The following is a 20,401-nucleotide window of genomic DNA, read 5'->3' as shown; positions in this document are numbered from 1 at the left end:
TCGCAACCTGTCGCAACCGGGGCGAGCTGTGGGTGGGTGCGTGCGGCCGTGCGGCCTTGCTGCGCTGTCGCCATCCCTCTCTTCCGTCATCCTGACGAAAGTCAGGATCCAGGGTAACACAGGGTGACGCTCGTGGCTCTGGATCCTGACTTTCGTCAGGATGACGGTGGGGGTGGGGTGGCGCTCGTGGCTCTGTGTCCTGACGTTCGTCAGGATGACGGAGGAGGGCGTGACGGCCCCGAAGCATCGCCCCGATGCCCAACGCCTGCTATGACGGCAATCGAACCGCACCCGTTCCAATTTTGCAGTGCAGCGGAACGGAGCGTCACAGCCGGGGGTTAGACGACCATGCTTGCCGAACGCCAGCCTGCGACTGAAGTCCTCGCACCCCCGCCGCACGTCCGCGACGACGCCAGCCTGTTCTTCGATTTCGATGGCACCCTGGTCGATCTGGCCCCGACCCCCGATGCGGTGGTCGTCGATGCCGGCTTGCTAGACCAGCTCGACCGGCTCGCCCTGCGCTTTCCGGCGCGCGTCGCGATCATCAGCGGGCGGTCGATCGCGCAGCTCGATGCGATGCTCGGCCAGCATGCGCGGCGGTTCGCGGTCGCGGGCAGCCACGGCGCGGAACGCCGCACGCCCGAGGACGGCCATGTCGCCGCCGAACGCCCCGCCTCGCTCGAGACCGCCGCCGAGGCGCTGCGCGCCTATGCCGAGGCGAACGCACTGGTCTATGAGGCGAAATCGCTCGGCGCCGGGCTGCATTACCGGATGGCACCGGCGTTCGAGGCGGATGCGGTCCGCCTTGCCGAAGATCTCGCGCGCACGCACGGCCTGACGCTCCAGCGCGGCAAGATGATGGTCGAGCTGCGCACGCCCGGCGACAAGGGCGCGGCGTTGCGCGACCTGATCGCCGCGCCGGCGCTGGTCGGCAGCCGCCCGTTCTTCTTCGGCGACGACGTCACCGACGAGGATGGTTTCGTCGCCGCACACGCTCTGGGCGGCGCCGGGATCCTGATCGGCCCCGAACGCCCTACCGCCGCCACCTACCGCCTCGACGATGTCGCGGCCCTTCGCGGCTGGATTGCCGCCATATTGGAATCATGATGACCGCTACCCCGCTCGCCCCCCGCCCATTTGACAGCAACCCGACGCCGGACATGAACCTGTGGCCGATCGGCAATTGCCAAGTGTCCGCGCTGATCGACCGCACCGGCACGTTCGTCTGGGGCTGCGTGCCCCGCGTCGACGGCGACCCCGCCTTCTGCGCGCTGCTCGGTGGCGACGCCCCCGAGACGGGGCTGTGGGCGATCGAGCTCGAGGGCAGCGCGAAGACGACGCAGGCCTATATCCGCAACACCCCGATCCTGGTCACCCGGCACGAGGACGAGGCGGGCAACGCGGTCGAGGTCACCGATTTCTGCCCGCGCTTCGTGCGCGAGGGGCGGACCTATCGCCCGACCAGCTTCGTGCGGATGGTGAAGCCCGTCGCGGGCAGCCCGCGGATCCGCATCCGCCTGCGCGTCGCGACCAACTGGGGCCAGCCGACCACGCATACGCAGGGGTCGAACCATATCCGCTTCCTGATGGACGACCAGACGCTGCGGCTCACCACCGACGCGCCGGTCGGGCATATCGTCGGCGAGCGCTGGTTCCGGCTCGAACGGCCGATGCACCTGTTCCTGGGGCCCGACGAGAGTTTTGCCGGCGTGCTGCACGAGGCGGCCGAGGCGATGCTGACGCGGACCAAGGACGAATGGCGCCACTGGGTGCGCGGGCTGGCGACCCCGGTCGAATGGCAGGACGTCGTCATCCGCGCGGCGATCACGCTGAAGCTTTGCCAGCACGAGGAGACCGGCGCGATCGTCGCCGCGCTCACCACCTCGATCCCCGAACATGCGGGGTCGGAGCGCAACTGGGATTACCGCTATTGCTGGATCCGCGACGCCTATTACACGGTGCAGGCGCTCAACCGGCTCGGCGCGCTCGATGTGCTCGAGGGGTATCTCGAATATCTGCGCAACATCGTCGACGCGTCGAAGGGCGGGCATGTCCAGCCGCTCTACGGCGTCGGCGGCGAGGCGACGCTGGTCGAGCGAGTCGCGCCCGCGCTGCCGGGCTATCGCGGCATGGGCCCGGTCCGCGTCGGCAACCAGGCGTATGAGCAGATCCAGCACGATGCGTACGGCCAGATCATCCTGTCCGACGTCCAGGCGTTCTTCGACCAGCGGCTGTTCCGCATGTCGAGCCATGAGGATTTCAAGAGCCTAGAGCTCGTCGGCGATCGCGCCTGGGAAACCTATGACAAGCCCGACGCGGGGCTGTGGGAACTGCGCACCAAGGCGCATGTCCATACCTATTCGGCGGCGATGTGCTGGGCGGCGTGCGACCGGCTCGCCAATGCGGCGGGCGTGCTCGGGCTCGAGGATCGCCGGACGTTCTGGAACGCGCGCGCGGACACGATCCGCAAGACGATCGAGACCTCGGCCTGGCGCGAGGAGACGCAGCGCATCTCCGCGACGTTCGGTGGCGACGATCTCGACGCGAGCCTGATCCAGCTGCTCGACCTGCGCTTCTTCGCGCCCGACGATCCCCGTTTCCAGTCGACGCTGAAGGCGGTCGAGGAGGGTCTGCGCCGCGGCAGCCACATGCTGCGCTATGCGACCGAGGATGATTTCGGCCTGCCGCATACCGCGTTCAACGTCTGCACCTTCTGGCTGATCGAGGCGCTGCACGCGACCGGCCGCACTGCAGACGCCTGCGCGCTCTTCGCCGAGATGGTCGCACGGCGTACCCCTGCGGGCCTGTTGTCGGAAGATATCGATCCGAACACCGGCGAGCTGTGGGGCAATTATCCGCAAACCTATTCGCTGGTGGGGCTGATCAACTGCGCCGTCCTCCTCAGCAAACCCTGGAGCGCCGTACGATGAGTCGCCTGGTCGTCATTTCGAATCGGGTGCAATCGGTCGACGCGCCGTCGGGCAACCAGGGCGGCCTCGCGGTCGCGCTGCTCGCAGCGTTGCGCGAAAAGGGCGGGGTCTGGTTCGGCTGGTCGGGCGCGACCACCGAGACCTTTACCGGGCATATCAATTTCCAGCAGGGCAAGGGCGTCACCACCGCGACGATCGACCTCGAGGAACAGGATTTCGACGAATATTATAACGGCTATGCGAACCGGACCTTGTGGCCGCTGTTCCATTACCGGATCGACCTGACCGAGTTCGAACGCGATTTCTCCAGCGGCTATGCGCGGGTGAACAAGCGCTTTGCCGAGACGGTGCTGCCGCTGATCGAGCCCGACGATCTCGTCTGGGTGCATGATTATCATCACGTCCCGCTGGGCCGCGAGCTGCGCAAGCTGGGGGTCGAGAACAAGATCGGCTTCTTCCTCCACATCCCCTGGCCGCCGATGGCGATGCTGCTGTCGCTGCCGAGCCACCGCGCCCTCGTCGAATCGATGTTCGCGTACGACGTGGTCGGGTTCCAGACGCAGGACTGGCTCGACAGCTTCCTGCACTACGTCACCAGCCAGCTCGACGGCGTGGTCGGCGAGGATGGCTGGGTGACGGTCGGCGACCGGACGATCAAGGCGATCACCACGCCGATCGGGATCGAGACCGCCGATTTCGAAAAGTCCGCGAGCAGCGACACCGCGCGCCACGCGAAGGAGCGGATGTACATGTCGGCGACCGGGCGCAGCCTGATCGTCGGCGTCGACCGGCTCGATTATTCAAAGGGGCTGGCCGAGCGCTTCTCGGGCTATGAGCGGTTCCTCGCGTCGCACCCCGATCACCGCGGGCTGGTCTACATGCTCCAGATCGCGCCGCCCTCGCGCGAGAAGGTCGACACCTATCAGGAGATCCGCGCGAACCTCGATTCGATGTCGGGGCGGATCAACGGCGAGTTCTCGGACATCGACTGGACGCCGATCCGCTACGTCAACCAGGGCTTTCCGCGCGACGTGCTGGCGGGCATCTACCGCGCGGCGCGGGTCGGGCTGGTGACGCCGCTTCGCGACGGAATGAATCTGGTCGCGAAGGAATATGTCGCGGCGCAGGATCCCGAGGATCCCGGCGTGCTGATCCTGTCGCAGTTCGCGGGCGCGGCAGCGCAGCTGTCGGATGCGGTACTGGTCAACCCGTACAGCCCGGAGGAAATGTCCGACGCGATCGCGCGCGCGCTGAAGATGCCGCTGGCGGAGCGCAAGGCGCGCTGGGAGAAGCTGATCGACAACGTCCGCAAGGAGGACGTGATGTGGTGGTGCGAACTGTTCATCACCGCGCTTGAGGATGCGCCGGAGCATGTCGAGGCGTAACGACACTTAGCCTTGGTTGGCCTCGTCATTCAACCGCCGCCCCGTCATCCCCGCGCAGGCGGGGATCCCGACTGGCTACCCCCGCGAGTCCCCTCCACGGCCAGCCAATATGGATCCCCGCCTGCGCGGGGATGACGGCTTGGGTTGGGATGGCGCGGAGCGGTGATGGGTTTTCCCCAAGACCCGTCATCCTGACGACCGTCAGGACCCGGAGCCATACAGAGCAGCGCCCGTGACCCTGGGCCCTGACTTTCGTCAGGGTGACGGGTGTCCTACGCCGCGCCAGCGTTACGGCGCGACACCCCGCACCGGGTCCGGCGCCATCAGCAGGCGGCCGCGGGGCATCGCCTCGGGCATTTCCGCCGTGATATACGCCAGCATCGCCTCGCGGACGTCGCAGCGCAGGTCGAACGCGACCGAGGCGTTCTTGGCGGTCATCAGCGCGCGGAGTTCGACCGCGTCCGCCTTCATGTCGGTGACTTGGAGGTTGAAGAACCGCCCGTCCCAGCGCGGATTGGCCTTCACCACCTCGGCGAGCTTCTCGCGCAGGCGGGGCACGTCGGTCGACGGGTCGACATACCAGAAGACCGAGCCCATCAGCTGGCTGGTTTCGCGCGTCCAGTTCTGGAAGCTCTGTTCGAGGAATTTCGACACCGGCACGACGAGGCGGCGTTCGTCCCAGATCTTGATGACGACGAAGGTCAGGTTGATCTGTTCGACCCGCCCCCATTCGCCGTCGACGATCAGCACGTCGTCGAGCCGGATCGGTTCGGTGAACGCCATCTGCACGCCGGCGATCAAATTCTTCAGCGCAGGCTGGGCGGCGGCACCGACGACGAGGCCGGCGATACCCGCCGAGGCCATCAGCGTGACGCCGATCGAGCGGATGCCGGGGACGCTGAGCAGCATCAGGCAGACGCTGATGAAGATGATGAAGAAGGTGCCGATCCGGCCGAGGATCGCCGCGCGGGTGCGCTTGCGCCGCGCGCGCAGATTGTCCTCGACGGTGATGTCCGAGCGGATCTCGATCACGTCCTGGAATGCGCGCAGGGCGGCGACCGCGAGCCAGCCGAGCAAAGCGGGGACGAGGAAGCCGAGCAGCTGCTTCCACAATTCCTCGATATCGTCGTCCATCGGCAGGATCCGCGCGACGAATGCGACGCTGACCGCGACGAACACCGCGCGCAGCGGCCGGCGGACGCGCGCGAGGACGAGTCCGTCGGTCTTGGCGGTCGACCGCCGCTGTGCATGGCCGGCGATCCGCATCGTCAGCCAGTGCGCGACCAGCGCGAAGAGCACCGCCGCCGAGACCACGGCGACGCTTTCCAGCCAGACCCATTCGGGTGGTATGTTGAGCGATCTGAATATGCGCATGACAGCGCAACGGTGCGGGTGCGGGGATGTTCCGCTGCGGTGCAGCATGGGGGGGGGACATCCACCACGATGGCGACCACCCCGGCGGAGGCCGGGGCCCAGTTGGAGAGGTCGCAGTAATGGAGGGCGGCCCGCTGTTACCGCCGTCCCCCAACTGGGCCCCGGCCTTCGCCGGGGTGGTGTGCTTTTCTGACGCGGGTCGCTCGCCGCGAACCCTGTTCCCGGATGACGTGCCCCCGTGATCATGCCACAAGACAGCGACCATGATCGCCCGGAGAATCAGACGCTTCCTGAGCGAGGAAGACTGGACGTTCGCACCGCACGAACTGCCCGTCCTTCCCGGCTCGCCGGGCTCGCCCGCGCATCCGCGGCATCGCCAGATCGCCTATGCGCTGATCGGCATCCTCCTCGGGCTGACGGTCGGGTTCGGCAACGCGCTGATCAGTGCGAACACCTACACGCTGCAGGGCGCGCTCGGGCTCGATCCGGCGGAGATCGCGTGGCTGCCGACGGTCTATGTGATGACCAACGTCAGCATCAACCTGCTGATGATCAAGTTCCGCGCGCAGTTCGGGCTCAGGCCCTTCGCGCTGATCTTCCTCACGCTCTATGTGCTGGTGACGCTCGCGCATCTGTTCGTCCACGGGTTCGCCACCGCGATCGCGGTGCGGGCGATCAGCGGGATGGCGGGCGCCGCGCTCAGCAGCCTGTGCCTCTATTATGTGATGCAGTCGCTGCCCGCGAAATGGCGGCTGAAGGCAGTCGTGCTCGGCATTGGCATCCCGCAATGCGCGACGCCGCTCGCGCGGCTGTTCTCGCCCGACCTGCTCGCCATGTCGCAGTGGCGGACCCTGTACCTGTTCGAGCTGGGCCTCGCGCTGCTGTCGCTCGCCGCGGTCGCGGCGCTGCGCCTGCCGCCGACGACGCGGAGCAAGGCGTTCGAGCCGCTCGACTTCCTCACCTTCGTGCTGTTCGCGGGGTCGACCGCGCTGTTCGCCGCGGTGCTCGGGCTCGGGCGGATCCTGTGGTGGACCAATGCGCCGTGGATCGGGTGGGCGCTGATCGTCGCGATCCCGATGTTCGCCGCCGCGATCGTCGTCGAGCATCACCGCGTCAACCCGCTGCTCAACACCCGCTGGCTCGGCAGCGCGGACATATTGCGCTTCACCGTCGTCATCGTGATGGCGCGGATCGTGCTGTCCGAACAGACCTATGCCGCGGTCGGGCTGCTGACCGTGCTGGGGCAGAACAACGACCAGCTCATCCCGTTCTTCCTGATCATCTTCGTCGCCTCGGTCGCGGGCGTGATCGCGAGCGCGGTGACGCTCGACGTCGAGCGGCTCGGCCACCCGATCATGCTTGCGATCGGGCTGGTCGCGGTGGCGGCGTGGTTCGATTCCTACGCGACCAGCCTGACGCGCGCGCCGCAGATGTACGTGACCCAGGCGATCATCGGTTTCTCCGCGACCTTCTTCCTCGGCCCGGCGCTGCTGTTCGGGATGACTCGCGCGCTGAAGGAGGGTGCGGGGCACATCATCAGCTTCATCGCGCTGTTCGGGATCATCAACTCGCTCGGCGGGCTCGGCGGCACCGCGCTGCTCGGCAGCTATCAGGTGATTCGCGAGAAGGCGAACAGCGCGGCCCTCGTCCAGCAGATCTCGCCGACCGACCCGATCGTCGCGCAGCGCATCGCCGCGGGCGGCGCCGCGGTCGGCCGGGTGATCGTCGACCCGACGCTGCGCAGCGCGGAAGGCGCGGCGATTTTGTCCCAGACCACGACGCGCGAAGCAAACGTGCTTGCCTATGCCGACGTCTTCCGCTTGGTCGCGATTCTCGCCGGAGGGACGTTCGGGTATCTCGTCTTCCTGATGGTGCGGCGCCAACGACGCGAACGCCGTGCGCGACTTGAGAGGACGACATGACCGACGCCCGCAGCCCGGTGGCAGAAGGACCCGCGACGGAGGAGAAACAGGCGGAGACGGCCACCGCGCCTACGGCCGCGCCTGCGCCCGCCGCGACGCCCGCCACCCCGGTCGGCTCGGGCTGGCGACCGCAGCCGCCGAGCCCGCGGGTCATCGGCGTCATCGTCCTGCTCGTGATCGCGGGTGTCTGCGCGGTGCTCGCGGCGTGGCGGCTGCCGCCGTTCGCGACCAGCTACCAGTCGACCGACAACGCCTATGTCCGCGGCCGCACCACGGTGATCAGCCCGCAGGTCAGCGGCTATGTGACGCAGGTGCTCGTGCGCGACTTCGCGGATGTGAAGGCGGGCGATCCGCTGGTGAAGATCGACGACCGCATCTATCGCCAGCGGATCGACCAGGCGCAGGCGCAGGTCGACGCGCAGGCGGCGACGCTGTCGAACAGCCTCCAGACCGCGCGCAGCCGCCAGGCGAGCCTTGCCGCGCAGGACGCCGCGGTCGCCAATGCCGCGGCGCAGCTGATGCGCGCGCAGGCGGACATGGCGCGCGTCAACGACCTCGTCACCGACGGCTCGGTCAGTCTGCGCGAACGCGACCAGACGCTCGCCGCGCTCCGCCAGGCGGAAGCACAGGTCCAGCAGGCCAAGGCCGCGCGCGAGATCGCCCGCCAGGACATCCGCACCGTCGAGGTCGGACGCGGCGGCCAGGAGGCGGGCGTCTCGGGCGCGGAAGCGGCGCGCCAGCTCGCGCGGATCGACCTTGCCAACACGGTGATCCGCGCACCCGAGACGGGGCGGCTGAGCGAGGTCGGCGTCCGGCTCGGCCAATATGTGACCGCGGGGTCGCAGCTGATGTTCCTCGTGCCGCCCGAAACCTGGGTGATCGCGAACTTCAAGGAAGCGCAGACCGCGCGGATGGCGGTCGGCCAGCCCGCGTCGTTTACGGTCGACGGGCTCGCGAACGAACGGCTGACCGGGCGCGTCGAACGGATCTCGCCCGCGGCCGGCTCGGAATTCGCGGTGCTGAAGGCGGACAATGCGACAGGCAACTTCACCAAGGTGCCGCAGCGAATCGCGGTCCGCATCCGCGTCGATCCGGGCCAGCCGCTGAGCGCGCGGTTGCGGCCGGGGATGTCGGTGCAGGCGCGGGTCGATACCGCCGGCGGGCCGGGGCCGCGGTGATGTTGCGCCGGTTCGACGTGTCCTGTTCTCCCGCGGAGGCGGGAGCCCAGCCTGGGTCCCCGCCTTCGCGGGGAGACATTTTGGTAGGGGCGGTAAGCCAAGCCAGGATTTCCACCCCGGCGGAGGCCGGGGCCCAGTTGGGGGACGGCGATGACGTAGCGCTGTCCGCCGTTACTGTGGCCTTCCCAACTGGGCCCCGGCCTTCGCCGGGGTGGAGACAGGGGGTGCGGGTGATACCCGACGCCGCGCGCGCGTCCTGTTCTCCTGCGGAGGCGGGAGCCCAGACTGGGTCCCCGCCTTCGCGGGGAAACATTTTGGCAGGGGCGGTAAGCGAAACCAGGATCCCCACCCCGGCGGAGGCCGGGGCCCAGTTGGGGGACGGCGATAACGGAGCACTGTCCGCCGTTACTGCGACCTTCTCAACTGGGCCCCGGCCTTCGCCGGGGTGGTGGCAGGGGGTGCGGGCGGTGCCCGACGCCGCGCGTGCGTCCTGTTCTCCCGCGGAGGCGGGAGCCCAGCCTGGGTCCCCGCCTTCGCGGGGAGACATCTTGAGGGAGGGCGCTGCGCCGACCCACGCCGCCGCCCCAATCAAAACCGCTACCCCGGCGAGAATCCCCACCCCGGCGGAGGCCGGGGCCCAGTTGGGGGGCGGCGATGACGTAGCGCTGTCCGCCGTTACTGCGGCCTTCCCAACTGGACCCCGGCCTTCGCCGGGGTGGTGGTTAACAGTGCGGGTGCGGCGCGGCGTGCCGGGGTGTTGGCCAGCAGTGCGAGCGTGGGGCGGCGTGCGGACGTGGCGGCGCAAACACGCATGGCGGACCGCCGCCGCCCTCCCCCTCGCGCTGCTCGCCTCCGCGTGTATCGGCCCCCGCCCCGAGGCGCCCGCCGCTACCGCGGTCGCGCCGCCGCCGGCGTGGCGGACCGCGCTGGGGCCGGGTACGCCGATCCGGGCGGACTGGTGGAGCGCGTTTGGTGATCCCGCGCTGACGAGCCTCGTCGCGCGGGCGCTTGCCAACAGCCCCGATCTGGGGGCGGCCGCCGCGCGGATCGACGAGGCGCGCGCCGCCGCGCGGCTGGCACGGGCGCAGCAGACGCCGCTGGTCAACGGATCCGCGCCCGGTACCACCGGGCAGACCGTCAGCGCGCTCGGCACGCCGTCGGACGCGATCGGCGCGCAGCCCGCGGTCAGCATCAGCTATGATCTCGACCTGTTCGGCCGGCTCCGCCAGGCGAGCCGCGCGGCACAGGCGCAGTTGCTCGCGAGCGAAGCGGCGCGCGACACCGTCCGCCTTGCGATCGCGAGCAGCGTCGCGACCGGCTACATCACGCTGCGCGCGCTCGACCAGCGGCTCGCGGTCGCGCGCCAGACGCTCGACGCGCGCGCCGAGGGGCTGCGCATCGCCCGCCGCCGCGCCGAGACCGGCTACACCTCGAACCTCGAACTGCGTCAGGCCGAGGCGGAATATCACGCCACCGAACAGCTCGTCCCCGCCGCCGAACTGTCGATCAGCCGCCAGGAAAACGCGCTTAGCCTGCTGCTCGGCGATGTCCCCGGGCCGATCCCGCGCGGCCTGCCGCTCGACCGGCTCGCCGCGCCCGCGATCCCCGACGGGCTGCCCGCCGACCTGCTGCGCCGCCGGCCAGACCTGTATCAGGCGGAGCAGACGCTGGTCGCGACCGACCGCTCGCTCGACAGCGCGCGCGCGGCGATGCTGCCCAATCTCGCACTCACCGGCTCGGCGGGCGTCGTGCTGTCGAGTGCGCTTGCCGATCCGATCGCGGTGTTCTCGATCGGCGCGAGCGTGCTCAGCCCAATCTTCGACGGCGGCCGGCTGGGCGCGCAGGCCGATGCCGCCACCGCGCGTCGCGACCAGGCGGCGTTCGCCTATCGCCGCACCGCGCTGCAGGCGTTCCGCGAGGTCGACGACAGCCTTGCGGGTGTCCGCCGCTCGGGCGAACAGGCCAATGCGTTCGCGGCACAGCGCGATGCGCTCGCGGGTGCGCTGCGCAACGCGTCGAACCGCTACCGCGCGGGCTATTCGGCCTATATCGACCAGCTCGATGCGCAGCGCGGGCTGCTGACCGCGGAGCTGTCGCTGGTCCAGGCGCGCGCGGACCGGCTGACGGCCTATGTGACGCTCTACCAGGCGATGGGCGGCGGCTGGTCGCGCGACGATGCGGCGGTCGTGCGGCGCTGAGGAGGGTTACGCAGGACACCGCCTGCGGCCCTGCCCCCGCATTCGCACGCGAAGATCTGCATTTTCCTGCCACAGTTGATGCATAAGCGGGTGCCATGAAGGCCATCATCCTTGCCGCGGGCCACGGATCGCGGCTCCTGCCGCTGACGCTCAGCACGCCGAAATGCCTGGTGCAGGTCGGCGGGCGGGCCATCCTCGATTCGCAGCTCGACGCGGTCGCGGCGGCGGGGTTCGATGGCGCGGTGATCGTCGGCGGGTACCGCATCGACCAGATCGCCGCGCATCTGGCCGGGCGGCGCGGCGACCCGCCGACGACGCTGATCTTCAACCCCTTCTGGTCGGTCGCCAACAGCATCGGCAGCGTCTGGGCGGCGCGCGCGCATCTGGGCGCCGCGTTCGCACTGATGAACGGCGACACATTGTTCGACGCCGCGATCCTGCAGGCGGCGCGTGCCGAGGCCGGGCCCGGCGTGACCCTGGTGGTCGAGCCGCTCCACGAACCCGGCCTCGACGACATGCTGGTCGAGGCGGACGGCGAGCGGGTGATCGCGGTCGGCAAGCATCTTGTCGGGCATCAGGCGACCGACCGGTCGCTCGGGCTCATCCTGTCGGGCGGCAGCACCGCCTATGCCGACGCGCTGCGCGCGGTGATCGGCGAGGACGAGGGGATCCACGCCTATCACCACGCGGTCGTGCGCCGCGTTGCCGAGGGCGCCGGCGTCCGCGCGCTGCGGATCCCCGCCGGCGCGCGCTGGCAGGAGATCGACCGGCCCGAAGACATTGCGCATTGGCAGGCGTCATGAGCCGGAAGGTCGCGTTCCTGTTCCTCGGCGAGACGCTGCTGATCCCGCATCTCTATCCGATCGTCGAGGCGCTCGCCGCCGCCGAGCCGACGCTGCCGATCGAATTGTGGGTCAGCACCTCGGTGCACGAGGCGCTGCTTGCACGCTGGAGCACGGGGCTTGGGCAGGTCACAATCCGGCGCGCACCGGGGTTTCGCGCGCTGCCCGGCCATGCCGAGGGCGACAATCCGCCGCTGCCGCCCAAGCTGCCGACGCTGTTCCGCCTCCTGCCGCATCTGCTGCGCACGCCGGTGGTGGTGTGCGCCGAACAGACCAGCCTGTGGCTGCCCGCGACGCTGCCGCTGCGGACGCGGTTCATCGACACGTTCCACGGCGCGGGGTCGATGATGGCGCGCGGGCACTGGCGGCGGCGCGCAGGGTGGCGCACCTTGGTCGCGGCCGAGCGCGACCGGCAGGCGCTGATCGACGGCGGCGACGCGCCCGAGCGGATCGTCACCACCGGCTATGTGAAGGCCGCGTTCCGCCAGCGCACCCCCGCCGCGCGGCTGTTTGCCGATCCGCGGCCGGTGATCCTCTACACCCCGCACTGGCAGGCGCACCGCTCGTCCTGGTGGCGCTGGGGGCCCGAGGTGGTCGACCGGATCCTCGCCGATGGCCGCTACAACCTGATCTTCGCGCCGCACCAGCGGCTGGTCGAGCGCGCGCCCGAGCTGCGCGGCTTCGTCGCCGGGCTCGCCGGCCGCGCGGGCGTGCATGCCGATCTCGACAGCTTCGCGATGGTCGATGGCAGCTACACCGCCGCCGCCGACCTGTATCTCGGCGACACGTCGAGCCAGGTGGTCGAATATATGATGCGCCCGCGGCCGTGCGTGTTCCTGAACGCGCTGGGGGCCGACTGGGTGGGCGATACCTCCTATGCGATGTGGGGCGCAGGCGCGGTGGTCGGCAGCCTCGACGCGCTGATCCCGGCGATCGACGCAGCGCCCGCGCTGCATCCCGGATATCAGGATTTCCAGACGCGGTTCGTCGAGACCGCGCTCGGCGACGTGGCGGGCGGCGCGCCCGCGCGCGCGGCGCAGGCCGTGCTCGCCGCGCTGCGCTGAACCAGCCCGGGCTCGCAATCCGCGCGCAATCGGCTATCGGGCAGCGGATGCAAGACATGCCAGCACTCGTGCCCCTGGGCGACAATCCGACCCTGCTCTGGGGGATGCGCAACGACGAGCGGCTGCGTCGGATCGGCGTGGCGCAGGGCTTTGCCGGACGCGACGCGGCGGACGGCCCCGCGATTCTCGCCAACATGGCGTTCGCGTTCGACCCGGTCTGGACGGCGCATCTGAAATCGCGCCCCGGCACCGTGATGACGCGCGCGGGCGTTCCCGTGCTGGCGCATGTCCGGACCGCCGAGGAGCGCGCGCGGGTCGCCGCGGCGATGCACGCGGACGCAGCCCTCGACGCCGCCAGCGGGCTGACGCTCATCGCCGCCGAGTCGGACGAGGGGATCCTCAACGAGGCGCTGCGCAAACGCGAAAAGCCGTTTGCCGAGCGGCTCGTCCCCGCCGCGGTCCCCGCGATCGAGCGGGCGAGCTATGTCGGGGCGTACAAGGGCGTCACCGACCTGCTGACCAAATATCTCTGGCCCGAATGGGCGCTGGCGATCACCCGGGTCTGCGCGCGCGCGGGGATCACGCCGAACCAGGTCACCGCGATGGGATCGGTCCTGTGCATCGTCGCGACGATCGCCTTCTGGTATGGCTGGTTCTGGACCGGGCTTGCCACCGGCCTCGTCTTCATGGTGCTCGACACCGTCGACGGGAAGCTCGCGCGCTGCACGATCACCGCGTCGAAGCTCGGCAATGCGTGGGATCACGGCGTCGACCTGGTCCATCCGCCCTTCTGGTGGTGGGCCTGGGCCGCGGGCTGCGCGCCCTATGGCCGGCCACTCGACGATGCGACCTTCTGGGCGGTGATCGGCACGATGCTGTTCGGCTATGTCGCGCAGCGGCTGATCGAGGGCGCGTTCATCGTCCGGTTCGGGATGCACATCCATGTCTGGGAACGCTTCGACAGCTGGTTCCGGCTGATCACCGCGCGACGCAACCCGAACATGGTGATCCTGTTCGCGGGGCTGGTCGTGACGCGGCCCGACTGGGGGATCATCGGCGTGGCGGCGTGGACCGCGATCTCGCTGATCGTCCATCTCGTCCGGCTGTTCCAGGCGATGGCGCGGCGCGCGAAGGGCGGCACGATCACGAGCTGGCTCGCCTGACCGCGCCACACGCCCCGACCCGCCAGCCGCGACTTGCCGCACCGCACCGCGCGCTTTAGGGGCCGCAGGGCGCATGACCCAGGCCCCCGCCCCTTCCCCCACGACCAAGGATTTCGGTGGCGTGCTGCGTTCGGCGGCGCGCAACCTGGGCTGGCTGCTCGCGAGCCGCAGCGTGCTGGCGATCCTGTCGCTCTTCTATCTCGGCTTTGCGACGCGGACATTGGGGGTCGTCGATTTCGGCCGGTTCGCGCTGATCACCGGTGCGGTCCAGGCGCTGACGACGTTCGTCGGCTTCCAGACGTGGCAGATCATCGTCCAGTACGGCGTCCAGCCGCTCCACGACGGTGACAGCCCGCGGCTCGCGCGGCTGTTCCGGCTGGCGGCGCGGCTCGACCTGTCGAGCGCAATCCTCGGCGCGCTGCTGACGATCGGCATCCTCCAGATCTGGGCGAACGCGTTCGGCATTCCGCGCGACCTGATGCACTACACGCTGGTCTTCGCGGTGATCCAGCTGCTGACGATCCGATCGACCCCGCTCGGCATCCTGCGGCTGCGCGACAAATTCTCGCTCTCCGCGCTCGCCGACAGCATGACGCCGGTGATCCGCTTCGTCGGCGCGGGCGCGGCGATGCTGTTCGACCCGACGATCCGCGGCTTCATGATCGCCTGGGCCGCGGCCGAGCTGGTCACCGCGGCGACCTACTGGATCATGGTGTGGCGCAGCGGCGACTTCGCGCTGATGCTGGGCGGCCGCAGCGGCTGGCGCGCGCTGGTCGCGGAGAATCCCGGCGTGGTGAAGTTCGCGCTGAGCACCAACGCGAGCGCGACGCTCGGCCTGTCGAGCAAGCAGATCCCGCTGCTGCTCGTCGGTGCGTCGATCGGCCCCGCCGCGGCGGGTGCGTTCCGGCTCGCGGCACAGGTCGCGCAGGCGCTCGCCAAATTGTCGCAGCTCCTGTCGCGCGCCGCCTTCCCCGAGATCGTCCGCGCGGTGCGGACCGCGGCGCCCGAGCGGCTGCGGTACATCCTGGTGCGGACGATGCTGGCGAGCAGCGCGGCGGCGCTCGCGATCCTCGCGGTCGTCGCGCTGATCGGCGAGCCGATGCTAAAACTGGTCGGCGGCAAGTCGTTCGGCAGCGCCTATCCGGTGCTGTTGTGGCTCGCGGCGGCGGGGTGTTTCGACCTTGCGACCGTCAGCCTCGACACCGTGCTGACCGCGGTCAACCGCGCGGGCACGGTGTTCGCGATCCGCGTCGTCGGCGTGGTTCTGCTGTTCATCGGCGCGTTCGCGCTGATGCCGCTCTATGGTTCGTCCGGGGTGGCGATGGGCGTCGCGATCGGTTCGGTCGCGGTCGCGATCCTGCTCGGCTTTGCTGCGGCGAATCTGACGCGCAGCCGTCCCTGAGGGCGGCACGCCCCGCCGCGGTCGATAAAGCGCGGGTTCACAGAGCCGACGTCATTGGCCTCCAAATTGCCGTTATGCGATTGCAAGGGTCCCCCATGACGAATCTACCTCTCCTGCTCGCGCTCGCCGCGGGTGCAACGCTCGCCTCGACGTCCGCGGCCGCTGCGGAGACGTGCGTCGGCACGCCCGGGAACGGCGCGGCCAAGCTCGTGCTTGAGGCGACCACGCTGCACAATGCGGTCGGCGAGGTCGCGTTCACCGTCTATCCGGACGACAAGGGCCGGTTCCTGTCCAAGGGCGGCAAGCTGGCGCGCGCGCGCGTGTCCGCCGCGCAGCCGCATGCCTGTTTCTGGCTGAAGCCCGGTTATTACGCGATCGCGCAATATCATGACGAGAACAGCGACCATGATTTCAACCGAACGCTGTTCCTGCCCAAGGAGGGGTTTGGATTTTCGAACGACGCCCCCACATCGGTCGGCCTGCCCTCCTTCGCGTCGGCGCGGGTGGCGTTGCCGGCCGGGGGGACGGTCGTGCGGATGAAGATGCGGTATCGGCGCTAGCGTCGATCAGGGGCAGACGTGCCATAAAAATGTAGCGATACTAGCCTGCGACAGGTAGCCAAGAGTGTGAGCGACGCCGTTTCCAATTTCCAGGCCTTTGATGGCGTGCCGTTTCCAGCGGCCAGACGCGGCGCGGCACCGGACGTGACCGCGCGCAGTGCTGCGTCGCAGATCCGCACCGGGATCATCTGCAACCCCAAGAGCCACCGCAACCGCAGCAGCGTCGAGGCGACGCGGCCGTTCGTGTCGGGCACGGTGCTCGCGGTCACGCCGCGGACCCAGGCCGAACTGGCCGCGGTGCTGACCGATTTCGCGCAGCACGGGATCGAGCTGCTGGTGATCGACGGCGGCGACGGCACGATCCGCGACGTGCTGACCGCGGCGGCGACGGTGTGGACCGGCGCGATGCCGCGGGTCGCGATCGTCCCGTCGGGCAAGACCAACGCGCTCGCGCTCGATCTCGGCATTCCCGATCACTGGACGCTCGACCAGGCGCTCGCCGCGGCGCGCGACGGCGCGAGCATCGTCCGTCGCCCGGTCGAGGTCGAACGCGCCGGCACCGGCCAGAAGCTGCGCGGATTCCTGTTCGGCGCGGGCGCGTTCGTCGAGGCGACCGGGCTCGCCCAGCGCGCGCACCGCGCGGGCGCGTTCAAGGGGTTCGCGGTCGGCGTCGCGCTGAGCTGGGCGATCGTCCAGACCTTGTTCGGGCGCGCGTCGGGGATGTGGCGCGCGGGCAACCGGATGCACGTCCGCTACGATTCCGCCGCCGATGCCGGCCGGGTCGCGGATACCGACACGCATCGCTACATCCTGCTCGCCTCGACGCTGACGCGGATGCCGCTGGGCGTCCAGCCGTTCGGCCCCGCGCGCGACGGGCTGAAGACGCTGCTGGTCGATGCGCCGCCACGCTGGCTCGCCGCCGCCGCACCGCTGATCGTAGCGGGGTCGCCGGCCAAATGGCTCGACCGGGCGGGGTATCACCGGATCGACACGCCTGCGCTCGACGTGACGATGGAGGCGGGCTTCATCCTCGACGGCGAAGTCTATCCGGGCGGCGCGCTGACGATCCGCCAAGCGGCGCCGATCAGCTTCGTCGTTCCGTGAGCGCGACGCTCGGCGCGCTCGTCCGCGACCAGCTCGCCACCCCGGTGATCCCCGCGGTGCGGCACGTCGCCGAGGCGCTCGCGGCAACGCCCGGCGCAGTCGGCATCCTGTTCTACGGCTCCAACCTGCGGACCGGCGCGACCGAGGGGGTGCTCGACTTCTACGTGCTGACCGCGGGCGCGCCCGAACGCGGGATCTGGCCGACCGTCAGCTACCGCGAGTTCGACGAGGCGGGCGAGACGCTGCGCGCGAAGATCGCGACGATGCGGCTGTCGACCTTCGCCAAGGCGGCGGACGCGGGGACGCTCGACACGACGATCTGGACGCGCTTCGTCCAGCCCTGTGCGCTGGTGTGGTCGCGCGACGAGGCGACGACCGCGCGGATCGCCGAGGCGATCGCCGCCGCCGCACGTTCCGCCGCGCGGTTCGCCGCCGCGCTCGGCCCCGAGACGGGGACCCCGCGCGACTATTGGCGGGCGCTGTTCCGCCAGACCTATGCCGCCGAATTCCGCGTCGAAAAGGGTGGGCGCGAGGATCAGATCATCGGTTTCGACCCCGACCGCTATGACCGGCTGCTCCCGCTCGCCTGGGCGGCGGACGGGATTGTCGTGACGACGGAGGGCGCGGCGTTGCGCCCTGCCCTGCCGGCCGCACGCCGCGCCGCGGTGCTGCGCGCGTGGCGGCTGCGGCGGCGCGCGGGCAAGCCGATCAACATCGCCCGGCTGATGCGCGCCGCCTTCACCTTCGACGGCGCCGCACGCTACGGCGCGTGGAAGATCGAGCGGCATACCGGGATTGCCGTGCCGCTGTCGCCCTGGGCCGAGCGGCATCCGATCCTCGCCGCGCCCGGCGTGCTGTGGCGCGTCTGGCGCGCGCGGCAGGCGGCATGACGGAGATGCCTAACCCGTTCAACGCGCTGATCCTCGCCGGGTCGCGCGGCGGCGTCGATCCGCTCGCGGCCTATGCGGGCGTCGCGCACAAGGCGCTCATCCTGCTCGAGGGGCGGACCTTGCTCGCGCGGGTCGCCGACGCACTGCGCGAGGCCGGCGCGGACGTGATCGCGGTATCGGTATCGGACGACGCGGTGCGCGATCATGCGGTCGCGCTGGGGCTGCGGGTGCTCGACGCCGCGAGCGGCCCGAGTCTCAGCGTCGGCGACGGGATCGCCGCGCTCGGCACCCCGTTGCTCGTCACCACCGCGGATCATGCGCTGCTCCGCCCCGAATGGATCACGCGGTTCCAGGCCGACATTCCCGCCGACGCCGATGTCGCGGTGCTGCTCGCCCGGCGCGATGTGGTCGAGGCGGCGGCGCCGGGGACGCGGCGCACCTATCTCCGCTTCGCCGATGGAGGCTGGTCGGGGTGCAACCTGTTCCGCTTCGCTACCCCCAGGTCGATCGCCGCGATCGATCTGTGGCGGCAGGTCGAGGCGGATCGCAAGCGGCCGTGGCGGATCGTCCGCCGGCTCGGCCCGGGGCTGTTGCTACGCTATGCGCTGGGCCGGCTGACGCTGGGCGATGCGATCGCGCATCTCGGGCGCAAGGCGGGGCTGGTCGCGGCAGCGGTCGCGACGCCGTACGGGCTGGCCGCGGTCGATGTCGACAAGCCCGCCGATCTCGACCTCGTCCGATCGCTCCCGCCCGTCCCGCGATAACGCTATCGCGCGGATTTGGGGTCTATTCGCGACCCCCCGCTTCGTGCGAAAGCGCGCGCATGATTGCACCGACCTCGCCTCCGTCCGCCCCCCGGGCCCGCATGACCGCGATCGGCATTTATGGCAGCGCCGGCCGGATGGGCCGCGCGATCACCGACGCGATCGAGACCGCGGGCGCGACGCTCGCGGGCGGCGTCGATGCGGGCGACGACCCCAGCCCGCTCGCGGCCGCCGCCGACGTGCTGGTCGACTTCTCGACCCCCTCGGCGATCGAGGCGCATCTCGCCGCCGCGCGCGCGGCGGGCACCGCGCTCGTCATCGGCACGACCGGCCTGACCCCGCAGCACCAGTCGCTGATCGACGCGGCGGCTGCCGACATCGCGATCCTCCAGACCGGCAACACCTCGCTCGGCGTCACGCTGCTCGGCATCCTGGTACGCGAGGCGGCGGCGCGGCTCGGCCCCGACTGGGACGTCGAGATCGTCGAGATGCATCACCGCCACAAGGTCGACGCGCCCTCGGGCACAGCACTCCTGCTCGGCGAGGCCGCCGCCCGCGGTCGCGATTCGACGCTTGCAGAACTGCGCGTCGACAGCCGCGCCGGGCTGGTCGGCGCACGCAGCGAGGGGACGATCGGTTTCGCGTCGCTGCGCGGCGGGTCGGTGATCGGCGACCACAGCGTGATCTTCGCGGGCGAAGGCGAGCGGATCGAGCTCAACCACCGCGGCGACGATCGCAGCATCTTCGCACGCGGTGCGGTGCGCGCCGCGCTCTGGCTCGCCGACCAGCCCGCCGGCCGCTACCGGATGGGCGACGTGCTGGGGCTGTGAGCCAGTGAAGAAGGCCGACGTCGTCGACTTCTATGCGCGGCTCGCCGAGGCCGATCCGCATCCCGAGACCGAGCTCGAATTCGTCAATCCCTACACGCTCGTCGTCGCGGTCGCCTTGTCCGCACAGGCGACCGACATCGGCGTCAACAAGGCGACGCGCGCGCTGTTCCGCATCGCCGACACGCCGCAGGCGATGCTCGCGCTCGGGATCGACGCGCTGAAGGAGCACATCAAGACGATCGGCCTGTTCAACACCAAGGCCAAGAACGTCATCGCGCTGTCGCAGATGCTCGTCGACGAGCATGACGGCATCGTCCCGAACGACCGCGCCGCGCTCGAACGGCTGCCCGGCGTCGGCCGCAAGACCGCGAACGTCGTGCTCAACGTCGCGTTCGGCGCAGAGACCTTCGCGGTCGACACGCACATCTTCCGCGTCGGCAACCGCACCGGTCTCGCGCGTGGCAAGACCCCGCTCGCGGTCGAACTGAAGCTCGACGCGGCCACCCCCCAGCCCTTCCGCCTCCACGCGCATCACTGGCTGATCCTGCACGGCCGCTATGTCTGCAAGGCGCGCACCCCGGAATGCTGGCGCTGCCTCGTCGCGGACCTGTGCGCGTTCAAGCCCAAGACCCCGCCGCCCAAGCTCGCCGCCAAGATCGGCACGGCCAAGAAAATGGCTGGCGCACCCGACTAGGCTTTGCTACGCGCACGCCTCAGGCACCCGTAGCTCAGCTGGATAGAGCGCTGCCCTCCGAAGGCAGAGGCCACTGGTTCGAATCCAGTCGGGTGCACCAA

General features: G+C 70.1%; 17 protein-coding genes and 1 tRNA gene. 17 read left to right on the top strand and 1 reads right to left on the bottom strand.

Annotation, left to right across the window (positions count from 1 at the left end):
- Nucleotides 1-348: 348 nt before the first annotated feature.
- From otsB to ASE89_RS16130, 3 genes are read left to right on the top strand one after another with little or no spacing between them, the layout of a single operon-like run.
- A complete protein-coding gene (otsB, locus tag ASE89_RS16140; protein WP_056679766.1) occupies nt 349-1,107 on the top strand; it encodes a trehalose-phosphatase in 759 nt (252 codons plus the stop codon).
- Nucleotides 1,107-2,930, top strand: a complete 1,824-nt coding sequence (locus ASE89_RS16135; RefSeq protein ID WP_236701829.1) for a glycoside hydrolase family 15 protein — start codon at nt 1,107-1,109, stop codon at nt 2,928-2,930. The genes otsB and ASE89_RS16135 overlap by 1 nt, the downstream gene beginning before the upstream one ends.
- Nucleotides 2,927-4,315 (top strand): alpha,alpha-trehalose-phosphate synthase (UDP-forming), encoded by a 1,389-nt coding sequence (locus ASE89_RS16130; RefSeq protein ID WP_031394052.1) that lies wholly within the window; start codon nt 2,927-2,929, stop codon nt 4,313-4,315. The genes ASE89_RS16135 and ASE89_RS16130 overlap by 4 nt, the downstream gene beginning before the upstream one ends.
- Nucleotides 4,316-4,603: 288 nt before the next feature.
- On the opposite strand, the gene ASE89_RS16125 is transcribed toward ASE89_RS16130, so the two are convergent.
- On the bottom strand, nt 4,604-5,689 hold the full coding sequence (locus tag ASE89_RS16125; RefSeq protein WP_056679763.1) for a mechanosensitive ion channel family protein: 1,086 nt from the start codon (nt 5,687-5,689) through the stop codon (nt 4,604-4,606).
- Nucleotides 5,690-5,952: 263 nt separating this feature from the next.
- On the opposite strand from ASE89_RS16125, the gene ASE89_RS16120 reads away from it, so the two are divergent.
- From ASE89_RS16120 to ASE89_RS16055, 14 genes are all read left to right on the top strand, one after another.
- A complete protein-coding gene (locus ASE89_RS16120; protein WP_056679760.1) occupies nt 5,953-7,611 on the top strand; it encodes an MFS transporter in 1,659 nt (552 codons plus the stop codon).
- A complete protein-coding gene (locus ASE89_RS16115) occupies nt 7,608-8,789 on the top strand; it encodes an HlyD family secretion protein (protein WP_056679757.1) in 1,182 nt (393 codons plus the stop codon). The genes ASE89_RS16120 and ASE89_RS16115 overlap by 4 nt, the downstream gene beginning before the upstream one ends.
- 785 nt (nt 8,790-9,574) lie before the next feature.
- Complete coding sequence (locus tag ASE89_RS20595) at nt 9,575-10,987, top strand: efflux transporter outer membrane subunit (RefSeq protein WP_056679753.1); 1,413 nt, start codon at nt 9,575-9,577, stop codon at nt 10,985-10,987.
- Nucleotides 10,988-11,082: 95 nt separating this feature from the next.
- Complete coding sequence (locus ASE89_RS16105) at nt 11,083-11,790, top strand: phosphocholine cytidylyltransferase family protein (RefSeq protein WP_056679750.1); 708 nt, start codon at nt 11,083-11,085, stop codon at nt 11,788-11,790.
- Nucleotides 11,787-12,893, top strand: coding sequence for a hypothetical protein (locus tag ASE89_RS16100; protein WP_056679747.1), 1,107 nt, complete (start codon nt 11,787-11,789; stop codon nt 12,891-12,893). Before ASE89_RS16105 ends, ASE89_RS16100 begins: the two co-directional genes overlap by 4 nt.
- 56 nt (nt 12,894-12,949) lie before the next feature.
- Entirely contained in the window at nt 12,950-14,056 is a 1,107-nt protein-coding gene (locus ASE89_RS16095) for a CDP-alcohol phosphatidyltransferase family protein (protein WP_443024355.1), read from the top strand.
- Between the two features lie 73 nt (nt 14,057-14,129).
- Nucleotides 14,130-15,458 carry a lipopolysaccharide biosynthesis protein gene (locus tag ASE89_RS16090; protein WP_056679744.1) on the top strand — a complete coding sequence of 443 codons (1,329 nt, stop codon included), beginning with the start codon at nt 14,130-14,132 and terminating at the stop codon, nt 15,456-15,458.
- Nucleotides 15,459-15,553: 95 nt separating this feature from the next.
- Nucleotides 15,554-16,018 (top strand): DUF2141 domain-containing protein, encoded by a 465-nt coding sequence (locus tag ASE89_RS16085; protein ID WP_056679741.1) that lies wholly within the window; start codon nt 15,554-15,556, stop codon nt 16,016-16,018.
- Between the two features lie 66 nt (nt 16,019-16,084).
- Nucleotides 16,085-17,122: a diacylglycerol/lipid kinase family protein gene (locus ASE89_RS16080; protein ID WP_056679737.1), complete on the top strand. Its 1,038-nt coding sequence runs from the start codon at nt 16,085-16,087 to the stop codon at nt 17,120-17,122.
- On the top strand, nt 17,119-18,012 hold the full coding sequence (locus ASE89_RS16075; RefSeq protein WP_056679735.1) for a hypothetical protein: 894 nt from the start codon (nt 17,119-17,121) through the stop codon (nt 18,010-18,012). The genes ASE89_RS16080 and ASE89_RS16075 overlap by 4 nt, the downstream gene beginning before the upstream one ends.
- The gene (locus ASE89_RS16070) at nt 18,009-18,776 is read left to right on the top strand and encodes a nucleotidyltransferase family protein (RefSeq protein ID WP_236701828.1); all 768 of its coding nucleotides are present in this window, start codon (nt 18,009-18,011) and stop codon (nt 18,774-18,776) included. Before ASE89_RS16075 ends, ASE89_RS16070 begins: the two co-directional genes overlap by 4 nt.
- A gap of 101 nt (nt 18,777-18,877) precedes the next feature.
- Nucleotides 18,878-19,606, top strand: a complete 729-nt coding sequence (dapB, locus tag ASE89_RS16065; RefSeq protein ID WP_056405144.1) for a 4-hydroxy-tetrahydrodipicolinate reductase — start codon at nt 18,878-18,880, stop codon at nt 19,604-19,606.
- 4 nt (nt 19,607-19,610) lie between these two features.
- A complete protein-coding gene (gene nth, locus ASE89_RS16060; RefSeq protein ID WP_056679732.1) occupies nt 19,611-20,300 on the top strand; it encodes an endonuclease III in 690 nt (229 codons plus the stop codon).
- Nucleotides 20,301-20,323: 23 nt separating this feature from the next.
- Nucleotides 20,324-20,400, top strand: a tRNA-Arg gene (locus ASE89_RS16055).
- Nucleotide 20,401: the final 1 nt, after the last annotated feature.

The sequence above is a fragment of the Sphingomonas sp. Leaf30 genome (assembly GCF_001422525.1).
Classification (GTDB): domain Bacteria; phylum Pseudomonadota; class Alphaproteobacteria; order Sphingomonadales; family Sphingomonadaceae; genus Sphingomonas; species Sphingomonas aerolata.
This window is presented reverse-complemented; position numbering and strand designations above follow the sequence as displayed.

Bases quoted from the DNA above. Each gene is read 5' to 3' on its own strand.
- otsB (WP_056679766.1), top strand. From the start codon at position 349: ATGCTTGCCGAACGCCAGCCTGCGACTGAAGTCCTCGCACCCCCGCCG.
- ASE89_RS16115 (WP_056679757.1), top strand. From the start codon at position 7,608: ATGACCGACGCCCGCAGCCCGGTGGCAGAAGGACCCGCGACGGAGGAG.
- ASE89_RS16095 (WP_443024355.1), top strand. From the start codon at position 12,950: ATGCCAGCACTCGTGCCCCTGGGCGACAATCCGACCCTGCTCTGGGGG.
- ASE89_RS16070 (WP_236701828.1), top strand. From the start codon at position 18,009: ATGACGGAGATGCCTAACCCGTTCAACGCGCTGATCCTCGCCGGGTCG.
- dapB (WP_056405144.1), top strand. From the start codon at position 18,878: ATGACCGCGATCGGCATTTATGGCAGCGCCGGCCGGATGGGCCGCGCG.
- ASE89_RS16120 (WP_056679760.1), top strand. From the start codon at position 5,953: ATGATCGCCCGGAGAATCAGACGCTTCCTGAGCGAGGAAGACTGGACG.
- ASE89_RS16125 (WP_056679763.1), bottom strand. From the start codon at position 5,689: ATGCGCATATTCAGATCGCTCAACATACCACCCGAATGGGTCTGGCTG.
- ASE89_RS16090 (WP_056679744.1), top strand. From the start codon at position 14,130: ATGACCCAGGCCCCCGCCCCTTCCCCCACGACCAAGGATTTCGGTGGC.
- ASE89_RS16135 (WP_236701829.1), top strand. From the start codon at position 1,107: ATGACCGCTACCCCGCTCGCCCCCCGCCCATTTGACAGCAACCCGACG.
- ASE89_RS16130 (WP_031394052.1), top strand. From the start codon at position 2,927: ATGAGTCGCCTGGTCGTCATTTCGAATCGGGTGCAATCGGTCGACGCG.
- ASE89_RS16105 (WP_056679750.1), top strand. From the start codon at position 11,083: ATGAAGGCCATCATCCTTGCCGCGGGCCACGGATCGCGGCTCCTGCCG.
- ASE89_RS16085 (WP_056679741.1), top strand. From the start codon at position 15,554: ATGACGAATCTACCTCTCCTGCTCGCGCTCGCCGCGGGTGCAACGCTC.
- ASE89_RS16100 (WP_056679747.1), top strand. From the start codon at position 11,787: ATGAGCCGGAAGGTCGCGTTCCTGTTCCTCGGCGAGACGCTGCTGATC.